Annotated in this window: 11 protein-coding genes; 8 read left to right on the plus strand and 3 right to left on the minus strand. The window is 67.7% G+C overall.

Annotated features, from left to right (window positions below; all coding sequences use genetic code 11):
• Positions 1 to 146: 146 nt before the first annotated feature.
• Positions 147 to 800 (minus strand): response regulator transcription factor, encoded by a 654-nt coding sequence (locus TEP_RS07970; RefSeq protein WP_132824876.1) that lies wholly within the window; start codon positions 798 to 800, stop codon positions 147 to 149.
• Positions 793 to 3,816, minus strand: coding sequence for a sensor histidine kinase (locus TEP_RS07975; RefSeq protein ID WP_132824877.1), 3,024 nt, complete (start codon positions 3,814 to 3,816; stop codon positions 793 to 795). The genes TEP_RS07970 and TEP_RS07975 overlap by 8 nt, the downstream gene beginning before the upstream one ends.
• A 104-nt stretch (positions 3,817 to 3,920) precedes the next feature.
• Between TEP_RS07975 and TEP_RS07980 the strand changes: the two genes are divergently transcribed.
• The 7 genes from TEP_RS07980 to TEP_RS08010 all read left to right on the plus strand — a co-directional run bounded on the left by TEP_RS07980 (position 3,921) and on the right by TEP_RS08010 (position 10,698).
• Positions 3,921 to 4,253 carry a hypothetical protein gene (locus tag TEP_RS07980; protein WP_132824878.1) on the plus strand — a complete coding sequence of 111 codons (333 nt, stop codon included), beginning with the start codon at positions 3,921 to 3,923 and terminating at the stop codon, positions 4,251 to 4,253.
• A 78-nt stretch (positions 4,254 to 4,331) separates the two neighbouring features.
• Positions 4,332 to 4,748, plus strand: a complete 417-nt coding sequence (locus tag TEP_RS07985) for an AraC family transcriptional regulator (RefSeq protein ID WP_132824879.1) — start codon at positions 4,332 to 4,334, stop codon at positions 4,746 to 4,748.
• Positions 4,745 to 5,401, plus strand: a complete 657-nt coding sequence (locus tag TEP_RS07990; RefSeq protein WP_132824880.1) for a hydrolase — start codon at positions 4,745 to 4,747, stop codon at positions 5,399 to 5,401. Before TEP_RS07985 ends, TEP_RS07990 begins: the two co-directional genes overlap by 4 nt.
• A gap of 2 nt (positions 5,402 to 5,403) precedes the next feature.
• Positions 5,404 to 5,829: a DoxX family membrane protein gene (locus TEP_RS07995; RefSeq protein ID WP_132824881.1), complete on the plus strand. Its 426-nt coding sequence runs from the start codon at positions 5,404 to 5,406 to the stop codon at positions 5,827 to 5,829.
• A 119-nt stretch (positions 5,830 to 5,948) separates the two neighbouring features.
• A complete protein-coding gene (locus TEP_RS08000) occupies positions 5,949 to 7,796 on the plus strand; it encodes an amidohydrolase (RefSeq protein ID WP_206140261.1) in 1,848 nt (615 codons plus the stop codon).
• Complete coding sequence (locus tag TEP_RS08005) at positions 7,775 to 9,058, plus strand: alginate export family protein (protein ID WP_132824883.1); 1,284 nt, start codon at positions 7,775 to 7,777, stop codon at positions 9,056 to 9,058. The genes TEP_RS08000 and TEP_RS08005 overlap by 22 nt, the downstream gene beginning before the upstream one ends.
• Positions 9,052 to 10,698, plus strand: a complete 1,647-nt coding sequence (locus TEP_RS08010; protein WP_132824884.1) for an MFS transporter — start codon at positions 9,052 to 9,054, stop codon at positions 10,696 to 10,698. Before TEP_RS08005 ends, TEP_RS08010 begins: the two co-directional genes overlap by 7 nt.
• A gap of 123 nt (positions 10,699 to 10,821) precedes the next feature.
• On the opposite strand, the gene TEP_RS08015 is transcribed toward TEP_RS08010, so the two are convergent.
• Complete coding sequence (locus TEP_RS08015) at positions 10,822 to 11,646, minus strand: alpha/beta hydrolase (protein WP_025878533.1); 825 nt, start codon at positions 11,644 to 11,646, stop codon at positions 10,822 to 10,824.
• A 198-nt stretch (positions 11,647 to 11,844) separates the two neighbouring features.
• On the opposite strand from TEP_RS08015, the gene TEP_RS08020 reads away from it, so the two are divergent.
• A complete protein-coding gene (locus tag TEP_RS08020; RefSeq protein ID WP_132826482.1) occupies positions 11,845 to 12,228 on the plus strand; it encodes a hypothetical protein in 384 nt (127 codons plus the stop codon).
• Positions 12,229 to 12,230: the final 2 nt, after the last annotated feature.

Here is a 12,230-nt window from a genome sequence, read left to right on the forward strand (position 1 = left end):
TTACATGGACGTACTTGCAGCGTCCCCCGCCATCTGTCCCCTCCCCGCCATCCCAAGGAATGCAGGCTTTTGCTGTTGCTGTTGCTTCGGCTGTTGCAGTTGCTTCGGCCTCTGCGGGTGCAGGGCGCAGCCCTGCCGAAACCCCTTCACTCCTGACCGGTGTCATCCAGGCTGATGATTCCGCGACGCAGTGCCTGGGTTACCGCGTGCGTCCGGTCGCCAACGCCCAGTTTTTCCATCAGGCTCTTCATGTGTGCCTTCACCGTCTGCTCGGAAATCTGCATGCGTTCGCCGATGCGCTTGTTCGACAGGCCGCCGGCCACGTGGCGCAGTACTTCGGTTTCGCGTGGCGACAGCCGGTCTTCCACCACGTGCGCGGCGATGCTGGCCGCTACTTCCGCCGGTATCGGTGCGCGGCGGCCACTGGCCACGGTGCGGATGGTGGCTACCAGTTCGTGGCGCAGCATGTCCTTCAGCAGGTAGGCGCTGGCACCGGCCTGCAGCGCGCGCACGGCGCGCACGTCGCCGCGGTAGGTTGTCAGCACGATGATGCGCGCGCGGGGATCGATCGCACGGATCCGCACGATCGCTTCCACGCCATCCATGCGCGGCATCTGCAGGTCCATCAGCACCACATCCGGGCGCAGCTGCTGGTAGCGGGCAAGGGCTTCCTCGCCGTCGGCTGCTTCACCGAGCAGGAGCAGGTCGGCATGGGCGCCGAGCAGTGCGGCCAGGCCATCGCGCAGCAGCGGATGGTCATCAACCACCAGCACGCCGATGGGAGGAAGGGATTCAGTCATGGGAGGTTCTGCTCCAGGGCCAACGCCAGCGCGATGGATGTCGCTGATACAAGCGACGGGCCGGCACGGACAGCGCGACTTCGGTACCCAGGCCGGGGCGAGTCCACAACTGCAGCTCCGCACCCAGCCGTTGTGCGCGCTCGCGCATGCCCTGCATGCCCCAGTGTCCGCCGCCGGCATTGTCATTGGCGATGCCGACGCCATCGTCGCGCACATGCAGCAGGAAGCAGCGGGCGCCGTAGGACAGTTCCACTTCGATGGCACTGGCCTGCGCATGCCGCAGCGCGTTGCGGATGGCCTCGCGCCCGATCAGGAACACTTCCTCGGCGGCTTCGGCCTGCAGCGGCGGCGGTGTGCCTTCCATGGTCAAACGCAGTGGATTGGTGCCTTGGCCTGCATATTCGGCATGCACGTCGGCCAGCGCAGAGGCGAGATCGCGGCCGGCAAATGGTGCGTCGCGCAGCGCGTTGACCCGTTCCCGGCCTTCGGCCAGATTGCGCTCGGCCAGCAGCATCGCCGATTCCAGCTGGGTGCGTACCGGCTCTGGTGTCTGTGCCGACTGGCTGATGGCGTGCAGGCGCAGGATGAGTCCTTGGCTGCCCTGCAGCAGGGTGTCGTGCAGATCGCGCGCAATGCGCTCGCGCTCGCCGTTGCGTTCCTGCAGGCGGGCGCGGAACAATGCCGCCAGCTGCCGGCTGCGGACCCGCACGGCCAGCGCCAGCGCAGCCATCACCACGCAGACGCACAACAGTTTGAACCAGGCGGTCTGCAGGAACGTCGGTGCGATGTGGAAGCTGCGACTGGCTGGCGTGCTGCTCCAGATGCCATCTTCGTTGGCTGCTTCCACCTCGAAGCGGTAATGGCCCGGTGCGAGGTTGGTGTAATAGGCGCGCGTGCTCGCGCCGGCCTCCTGCCAAGCGTCGTCCACGCCGGACAGTCGGTAGCGGTAGCGGTTGCGCTCCGGCCGCGCCAGCGACAGCGCGACATAGTCGATCTGCAGCTGCGTAGTGCCGGCCGGCAGGCGCAGGCCCTCCTGCAACGGGGCCTGGGTACTGCCATACAGCACGTCGCCGATGCGCACGCCAGGCGCCATGGTGTTGATGTGCGATTGCCGCGTGTCCAGCCACGCCAGGCCTTGATTGGTGGCAAGCCACAGCAGGCCATCAGCAGCCAGTACCGCAGTGGGGATGGGGCCGCTCTGCAGGGCGATGCCCGGCATGCCGTCAACCGCGTCGAACAGGCGGGGGGCTATCGCCTGGTCGTTGCGCAGCGCGCTGCGCAGGGTGGCAACCTGCAACCGCACCAGGCCGCGGCTGCCGTTGAGCCAGAGCAGCCCGTGCGCATCGGCGACCATGCCGGTGATGCCTTCCAGTACGCCGGCCATGTCGGTGCGCACCGGCAGGAAGCGGCCGTTGCCGAAACGCGCGGCCAGGCCGGCCTCGCCGGCGACCAGCAGCAGATCCTTGTGCTGCAGCAACGCGGTTACCGGGCCTACCGACAGTCCTTCTGCGGCGCCGAAGGTGTTGACCGTGCCGCCGTGCAGGAGGCGCAGGGTGCCATCGGCGTAGCCAAGGAGCAGCGCACCGTCATCGGTACGCGCCAACGACGAACAGGCCTGCTCGGGAAGCCGGGTTTCGCGACGCCAGCGGTTGTCCGTGTAGTGCAGCACCGCGCGCTCGCCGGCGCAGGCCCAGGCCTGGTCCTCATCGGCAAACAGCAGGGCGTGCAGTGGCTGCCCGGTGAACGGTGCCGGCAGCGGTATGAGGGTGGTGTGGCCGCTGACGGTACGCGCCAGATTGATCCAGTCGAACTGCCACACCGGAGTGGGTGCCTGCCGTGCCGCGGCCTGCAGCTGCGCAGCACTGCCGCCCAGCAGCGGACGCCGCAGGTCGAACAGCTTCAGGTCTTCGCCATAGCCATACACCCGGCCATCACTGGCGCGTACCAATGACCGGTACGGATCGGTAGGGCCCACGGACAAGGTCTGCACGCTGTGCGCACGGAAGCGGTTGAGGCCGAGGTTGGTGCCCACCCAGATGTTGCCTTCGCGATCGGCAAGGACCGGCACTGCCGACGTCGCGGTAAGGCCCTGCGCGGCATCGAAACGCTCCATGCGCACAGCCTGTTGGCCGTCGAAGCTGACCCGGGCCACGCCACCGTGCGGGCTGAGCGTGGCCCACAGAGCTCCGTCGGCCGTGAACTGCAGGCGCGAGGCGACCAGTCCGGGCAGCCGCCGTGCTTCACGTTCCTCGACGGGCAACAGGCCATGCGCGTTGGCCAGCGGCGACGTGCCGCGCACGCGGTCTGCCAGCCAGATTTCGCCGCGCGGGCTCTCGACCAGCGAGGCCATCTGCGAGACCGCGATGCCGGTGGCTTCGAAGCGGGCCGCGCCAGGAGGGCGACGCCATATCTGCAGGTCCGCCAGCACCCAGAATGTGCCGTGGCGGTCCTGCAGCACCCATTGTACGCGTCTCTGCGGCAGGCCGAAGGAAGCCGGCGGCTCCTGCCAGCGACGTCCATCGAACCAGCGCAGGCCGCCATTGACGGCAGCCCACAGGCGGCCGTTGCGGTCATGCGCGAAGCGGGGGACCACACCCACCGGCACGCCCTGCGGGCGGCCGAAGCTGCGCAGGCGTTCCTGCGTGAACTGGCTGATGCCTGCCTGGAAGTAGCCGATCCACAGGCCACCATCGCCGCCATCGAGGCCGAGGGTGACCATGTTGGTGGAGGGAAAACGGGTGCCTGCCGGTGCGGCCTGCCGCTCGAAACGCCGGCCGTCGAAGCGGTACAGGCCCGAACCCGTCGCCAGCCACAATATGCCCTGGCGATCCTGGACGATATCCCAGATATCCCCCGGGGCGCCCTGGCCAACGCGCCAGGCGGTGTGCTGATAGCCGGGCATGCCATCGCTCACTGCGGGTTGCTGCACGGCGAAGACGGGCAGGGCAGTCAGCAACAGCAGGCACGACAGCAGCGCCGGCAGGCGACGCAGGAAGGGGAAGGGGCGGCCACGCATGCGGTCATTCTGGCAGGTGCGGGGCAGGCCGGGGTGACCCGTTCGGGGTAGGCGTATCGCTTCGGTGTCCGCTATCACGCCGTGATGGATGACGGAGCCCGGCGATGCAGCGCTTGTATGTGATGTTCCCTGACCGCGGCCCCGGACTGGGACTGCTGTGGCTGCGCCTGTGCGTGGCAGGGGGTCTGTTGGCGGGCGGAAGCGCGGGCGGTGCGCCGGGACTGATGTGCCTGGCGGCGATCGGCCTGCTGCTGCCCGGGCTGCTGACCCCGCTGGCGGTGCTGCTGGCGGTGCCGGGGTTGTACGGGCAGGGCGCGGCGCTGCCCTGGCTGCTGCTGCCGTTGGCCCTGCTCATGCTGGGGCCGGGCGCGTATTCGCTGGATGCGCGGTTGTTCGGCCGCCGCCTGCTGCAGCGCCGGCCTCCCCCGAATGGGTGAGCGCCGGCCTCGACCGACGGGGGTAGGGCGATCGCAGCCGGCGGCACACCATGGGTGCTCCCGTCGCGGCGCTCGTTCATGGCTACCGTCCAGCCTCCTGCCCTGTCCGCAACCACGTTGGCACCGCACCAGTCCGCTGCCCTGCAGCGTGCGCTGCGCTACATCGACGAGCACCTTTCGCAGCCGCTGCGGGTGACCGAGCTGGCTGCCGTTGCCTGCGTAAGCCGGTTCCATCTGGTGCGGCTGTTCCGCACGGGTACCGGCGCCAGCCCGCTGCGCTACGTGCGCCGTCGGCGCATCGAACGCGCCACGCAGCTGCTGCCGACGGCCGCGCAGTCGATGACCTGCCTGGCCCTGCACCTTGGCTTCTTCGACCAGAGCCACTTTGTCCGCAGCTTCCGCGCCGAGACCGGCTGCAGTCCCGGCCAGTACCTGGCCGGTGGCGCGGCACGTTCCCAGCCCCCTGTTGTTTCTTCCACCGGAGTCCACCCATGAGCCTCGCCACCGCCACCCCCGCCAAAGCACTGCTCGCAGCGACCAACCACGCCCTGATACTGATCGACTACCAGTCGCAGATGGCATTTGCCACCCACACCATCGACATCTCCGCGCTGCGCAACAACGTGTCGTTGATCAGCAAGGGTGCCAAGGGCTTCAACGTGCCGGTGCTGCTGACCACGGTGGCCGAGAAGTCGTTCTCCGGCCCGATGTTCCCGGAGCTGCCGGCGATCTTCCCCGGCCAGGCGGTGTTCGATCGCACCTCGATGAACACCTGGGAAGACCAGCCGGTGATCGATGAGGTGAACCGCATCGGCAAGCGCCGGCTGGTGCTCGCTGGCCTGTGGACCAGTGTGTGCATCGTCGGCCCGGCGCTGTCGGCGCTGGAACAGGGGTTTGAGGTCTACGTGATCACCGATGCCTGCGGCGATGTGAGCGAAGAGGCGCACGAACGCGCGATCGCCCGCATGGTGCAGGCCGGTGCCGTGCCGATCACCAGCGTGCAGTACCTGCTGGAACTGCAGCGCGATTGGGCGCGCGCTGAAACCTACGACCTGACTACCGGCATCGCCCGTGACCATGCAGGTGGCTATGGCGTCGGCATCCAGTATGCGAAGACCATGTTCGGCGCGCAGGAAGGCGGGCACTGAGCGTGCGCGATGGCCATGGCCTCGACCTGGCTCTGCTGATCCTGCGGGTGGCGGCGGGAGGATTCCTGCTGCCGCATGCGCTGGGCAAGTTGTTCGGCTGGTTCAACGGGCCTGGCCTGGCAGGTTTTGCCGGCGAACTGCGTGGCTTCGGTCTGCCGTCGGCGGCGCCGCTGCCACTGCTGCTGGCGCTGGTGCAGGTGGTGGCCGGTAGCGCTGTGATGCTGGGCTGGCAGGCCCGGATCGCCGCGCTTGTCGCTGCCGCCTTCATCGCCTTCACCGCTCTACTGGCGCTGCGCAACGGGTGGTTCTGGATGCGCGGTGGTGCCGAATATCCGTTGTTGTGGACGCTGGCACTGCTGGCCATCGCCCTGGCCGGGCCGGGTGCATGGGCAGTGGATGGTCTGCTTCTTTCTGGAGACATCGCGTGAACAACGAACCTCTCGATCCTGGCCGCCGCACTGTGGTGCTGGCCACCAGTGCCGCGTTGGCGCTGGGCCTGGCTGGCGGTACCGCCGCGGCCATCCAATCCCCTTCCAAGGAGCGTCGCATGAGCACGCTGGTCATCCGCAACGCACGCATCACCACGCTTGATCCGCAACAGCCGCATGCGCAGGCACTGGCCGTGCAGAACGGCCGTATCGTTGCCGTGGGAAGCGACGAGGACGTCATGCGCGGTTGGGGCGGCGAAGCCACGATCGTCGATGCGCAGGGGCGGCGAATCGTGCCCGGCCTCAATGACAGCCACACCCACCTGATCCGCGGTGGCCTGAACTACAACCTGGAACTGCGCTGGGATGGCCTGCGTTCACTGGCCGATGCGATGGCCATGCTGAAGGCGCAGGTTGACCGCACGCCCGCGCCGCAGTGGGTGCGTGTGGTCGGTGGATTCACCGCGACCCAGTTCACCGAAAAGCGCCTGCCGAGCCTGCAGGAGCTGAACGACATCGCTCCGGATACGCCGGTGTTCCTGCTGCACCTGTACGACCGCGCGCTGCTCAATCGCGCCGCGTTGCGTGCCTGTGGCTATACCAAGGAAACGCCGGATCCGCCCGGCGGACAGATCGTGCGCGATTCGCTGGGCAACCCGACCGGCCTGCTGCTGGCCAAGCCGAATGCACTGATTCTGTATGCGACCCTGGCCAAGGGGCCGAAGCTGCCGGTCGAGTATCAGGCCAATTCAACCCGGCATTTCATGCGCGAGCTGAACCGCCTGGGCATCACCTCGGTGATCGACGCCGGTGGCGGTTTCCAGAACTACCCCGAGGACTACCAAGTCATCGAGCAGCTGCATCGCGATGATCAGCTGACCGTGCGCATCGCCTACAACCTGTTCACCCAGAACAAGGGCAGCGAGGTCAGTGATTTCCGTGGCTGGAGCGAGATGCTGCAACCGCGCCAGGGCGATGACCTGCTGCGCCACAATGGTGCCGGCGAGATGCTGGTGTTCTCTGCAGCCGACTTTGAACTGTTCAACGAGCCGCGCCCGGAACTGCCACCGGAACTTGAGCCGGAGCTGCACGATGTGGTGAAGCTGCTGGTGGAGAAGCGCTGGCCGTTCCGCATCCATGCGACCTACGACGAGAGCATCAGCCGCATCCTCGACGTCTACGAGCAGGTCAACCGTGAGGTGCCGTTCGATGGCCTGCACTGGTTCATCGACCATGCCGAGACCATCACCCCGCGCAACATCGAGCGTATCCGCGCACTCAACGGCGGCATCGCCGTGCAGCACCGCATGGCCTACCAGGGCGAGGCATTCGTGCAGCGCTATGGCGTGCAGGCGGCGCGGCACACGCCACCGGTGAAACGGATGCTGGCTGAGGGCGTGCCGGTGGGCGCCGGCACCGATGCCACCCGCGTGGCCAGCTACAACCCGTGGGTGGCGCTGTCGTGGCTGGTGACGGGACGCACCGTCGGCGGCCTGGCCCTGTACGGTGATGAGAACCTGCTGGAGCGCGAGCAGGCCCTGCGCCTGTGGACACAGGGCAGCGCCTGGTTCTCCGGCGACGAAGCGGTGAAGGGCACGCTGAAGGTGGGCCAGCTGGCCGACTTCATCCTGCTGTCGGCCGACTTCTTCCGCGTCGATGAGCAGCAGATCGCCGACATCACCAGCCTGCTGACCGTGGTGGGTGGCCGCATCGTGCATGGCGACGGCGACTACGCCGGGTTGGCGCCGCAGCTGCCTCCGGCGATGCCGGACTGGTCGCCGGTGAACCGCTTCGGTGGTTACCACGTCGGTGGCGGGGCGACCGGGTTGGCTGCGGCGCACCGTCATCACCATGGTGTGGCCTGCGGCACCCATGGTGCGCATGGCCACGCGGTCCGTCACCCGGCGCCAACCGATGACCTGACCGCGTTCTGGGGCGCGATGGGGTGTTCGTGCTTCGCGTTCTGACTTTGGCATCGCTGGCGTTGCCGTCGTTGGCGCTGGCCTGCGACGGTGGTGCCTGTACCACGGTGGGCGACGGCCAGTTGCAGTGGGATGCATCGCTGCGCCTGCGTGGCATGTACTACGCCCCGACCCGGTTTGGCGTCGGTGGTGGCGACGATGGCTACGGGCTTCTACGTGCGCTGGCTTCTGCCTCCTTCGCGCAGGGTGACTGGCAGGCGAAGCTGCAGCTGGGTACGCATGCCGAGCGCGGCAAGGCCGGTGGCCCAGGTCGTACCGATCGCGGCGCGCTGGACGTGCAGCAGGCGTACTGGCGCTGGTCCGGCGCTGGCATGCACGTGCAGCTGGGCCGGCAGGAAGCGGGCTATGGCAGCTCGCGCCTGTTGTCGGTGCGCGACGGGCCGAACATCCGCCTGGCCTTCGATGGTGCGCGGGTGGGGTGGCAGGGCAGGCTGGGCGCACTGGACCTGATGGCGCTGCGCCCGGTCGAGAACCGCCCGGGTGCTTTCGATGACCGCGGTGAGCGCGGTGCACACCTGCTCGGCGCGTATGCGACCACGGCCAAGGGCGCTGGCATCGGCCAGTGGGACCTTTACCTGCTCGACTATCGTCGCCAGGGCGCGCGCTTCGTCGCAGGCAGCGGCACCGAGCGGCGGCAGACCCTGGGCGCGCGCTGGTTCGGACAGTCGGGTGCGCTGGACTGGAATACCGAACTGGTGGCGCAGGGCGGTGAACTGCGGGCGGTGACCGGCGATCTGGACATCCGCGCGTGGACCCTCGCCACCGATACCGGTTGGCGCTGGAGCGCGCTGCCGCTGCAACCGCGCCTTGGCCTGAAGGCCGACATTGCCAGTGGCGACGCAGACCCGGGTGATGGTCGGCTGGGTACGTTCAATGCGTTGTTTCCCAAGTCCGCCTATTTCAGCGAAGCCAGCCTGTTGGCACCGGCCAACCTGATGGATCTGCAACCGACACTGGCACTGCGCCTGCATCGGGCGGTGACCACCGAGCTGGGTATGCAGCTGGCCTGGAAGCATCGGCGCGCCGATGCGGTCTACACCACGCCGGCACCGTTGGCAGCGTTGCCCGGCAGTGCCGGAGGCGCACGCCGCATCGGTACCCAGTACAAATCCGAAACCCGCTGGCAGGTCAATGACCACTGGCAATGGCAGCTGCAGCTGGCCTGGGTCGATGCCGGTCCTGCGCTGAAGCAGGCTGGCGGCCAGGACACGTTGTTCGCCTCAATCGTTGGAGCATGGCAATGGTGAACGCATCGGCGTCACAACACTCCCCGCAGGTCGATGGCGCATGGTCGCCGCTGAAGATCCGCATGTTCCGCTCGATCTGGCTGGCGATCCTGGCCAGCAATATCGGTACCTGGGTCAACGACGTGGCTGCGGCCTGGGTGATGGCCGAGCGCACCGGTTCGGCGCTGATGGTCGCGCTGGTGCAGTCGGCCACCACCGTGCCGATCGTGCTGTTGGCGCTGGCGGCCGGGACCCTGGCCGACATCGTCGACCGCCGTAAATACCTGCTGTTCACCCAGGGCTGGATGCTGCTGGTGGCGGCAGCGACCGCCGTGCTCACGGCATTGGACCTGCTGACCCCGCAGCTGCTGGTGCTGCTGACCTTCTGCATGGGCTGCGGTGCGGCAATGGCGATGCCGGCACAGGCCGCGATCGTCTCCGAGCTGGTTCCGCAGCCGATGCTGGCCTCGGCCGTGGCACTCAACTCCATCGGCATCAACATTGCCCGCTCCATCGGGCCGGCCATCGGCGGGGTGATCGTGGCCCAGCTGGGTGCGGTGTGGGCCTTCGGGTTCAACGCCATCACCTTTGCCGCCATGCTGTTCGTGGTGTGGGGCTGGAAGCGTGATCCGAAGGCGTCCAGCCTGCCGCCCGAAGGGTTCGGCGCTGGCCTGAAGGCGGGCCTGCGCTATGCCAGCCGTGCCGGTCGCCTGCAGGCGGTACTGATCAAATCGGCCGGTTTCTTCTTCTTTGCCGCGGCGATGAACGCGATGCTGCCGGTGGTGGTGCGCGGGCAGATGCAGGGCGGAGCGGGGCAGTACGGCGTGCTGCTGGGTTGCATCGGCATCGGGGCGGTGGGCGGTGCGCTGCTGCTGCCGAAGCTGCGGGCCAGGCTTGACCGCGACCTGCTGGTGCTGCTGGCCACCTTGTCGCTGGCAGCAAGCCTGGCCGGCCTGGCGCTGACCCGCAGCTGGTACGTGTTGCCGCTGGTGATGCTGGTCAATGGCTTTGCCTGGATCACCGTACTGTCTTCATTGCAGATCGCAGCGCAGACGGCGGTGCCGGCCTGGGTTAGAGCGCGTGCGCTTGCCCTGTACATCATGGTGTTCTCGGCCGGCATGGCGGCCGGTGGCCTGAGCTGGGGCGCACTGGCGCAGCGCACATCGCCCGAGCTGGCACTGCTGGTGGCTGCTGCAGGTGCGGTCATCGGCGGCCTGCTGGTGTGGCGTGTACGCATTGCAGGCGCCGAAGATCTGAACCTGAGCCCGGCCGGGCACTGGCCAGCTCCGGAGCTGTCGGTGCCGGTGTCCAATGATCGGGGGCCGGTGCTGGTGACCATCGAATATCGCGTCGATGCCGCCGACCGCGCCGCGTTCCAGGCGCAGATGCGCACGCTGGGGACGATCCGTCGACGCGATGGCGCCGTGGTCTGGGGCGTGGTCGAGGATGTGGCGACCCCGGGCATCCATCTGGAGTATTTCGTCGCAGCGTCGTGGTTGGAGCACCTGCGCCAGCATGAGCGCATCACCGCTGACGACAAGGCAATCCAGGAGGCGCTGCGCGCGCTGCATCGCGGCGAGCGCGCGCCGGTGGTGCGTCATTTCGTTGGCGGCCATGATCCATTGCCGGCAGCGGCGCCGCATCACCACAGCGACATCTGAGGGTCCGGTGATGGAGCCGGCCGTTGGCCGGCTGAACGCGGTTTCGAGCGCGGTCGATGCGGTTGCCGGCCAGCGGCCGGCACTACCACAGGAGCGGCGGCGCACGGGCGCCGCCGCAATACGTCATCTGCGTGCGAATGCCAGCAGGTCGGCGTTGAACTGATCGGCATGGGTCAAGGTGAGGCCGTGCGGTGCACCGGCGTACACCTTCAGTTCTGCGTTGCGGATGATCTGCGAGGACAGCTTGGCCGAAGCATCGAAGGGCACGATCTGGTCGTCATCGCCATGCACCACCAGAGCCGGTACGTCGATCTTCTTCAGGTCGTCGGTGTAGTCCACCTCCGAGAATTCGTGGATGCAGTCGTACTGGCCTTTCACACCGCCCAGCATGCCCTGCAGCCAGAACGAATCACGCATGCCTTCGGTGACGCTGTTGCCATCACGATTGGCGCCGAAGAACGGCGTGGCCAGATCCTTGAAGAACTGCGAACGATCGCCGCCGGTGCCCTTGCGGATGCCGTCGAACACTTCCAGCGGGGTACCGGCCGGATTGCCTTCGGTCTTCAGCATCAGCGGCGGCACCGCGCCGACCAGCACCACCTTGGCCACGCGCTTGCTGCCGTGGCGGCCGATGTAGTGCGCCACTTCGCCACCGCCGGTGGAATGGCCGACCAGGATCGCGTCCTTCACGTCCAGCGCATCCAGAACGGCAGCCAGGTCATCGGCGTAGGTGTCCATGTTGTTGCCGTCCCAAGTCTGGCTGGAGCGGCCATGGCTGCGCCGATCATGGGCGATCACGCGGTAGCCGTTCTGGCCCATGAACAGCATCTGCGGGTCCCAGGCATCGGACGACAGCGGCCAGCCATGGGCGAATACGACAGGCTGGCCGGTGCCCCAGTCCTTGTAGAAGATGCGGGCGCCGTCATTGACGGTCACGAAATTGCTCATTGCAGGTTCCTTGGCGAATGGGAGGGAAGACGCCTGCGGGTTGGCCGGCGCCTGCGGCAGTACAGCGCAAGATGGGCGATGTGCATTGCACGGCTGTGCCGGATTGGCGTGGAAGTCACGCTGACGCGACTCGCTCTGGCGGCAGGCCGGTGCTGATGGCAACCATGGCCATCGGACGCGCGAGGGCCAGTCATGAAGATGCCGGGATGGGGAGTGATGCCTGCACTGCTGTGGGCGGCTGTCGCGACGGCGCAGACCAACGTCTACAAGTGCACCGGAGGTGAGCATCCGGTCTACCAGCAGACGCCTTGCCAGGGGCGTGCGGAGTGGCGCTGGGAAGTGCCCGGCTCCGAGTCGAAGGCGCGTGGGCCGCTACCTTCGGCCGTGCCGCCTGCCCGCAGCGCAACCACGCGGACGCCACGGCGCGGCCGCGCGCAGGGCGCGCTGATATCGATAACGGTCGCCCCGCAAGCGTGCGAGCGGGCGCGCCAGCAGCAGGTGAAGGCGCTGGCCAAGCCGCGCAGGCTCGACTACCTGCAGCGCAGGCAGCTGGATGACGCGGTACGCGAGGCCTGTCGTTGAGC

It is taken from the genome of Stenotrophomonas sp. TEPEL, assembly GCF_004348785.1.
GTDB classification, from domain to species: Bacteria; Pseudomonadota; Gammaproteobacteria; order Xanthomonadales; family Xanthomonadaceae; genus Stenotrophomonas; species Stenotrophomonas indicatrix.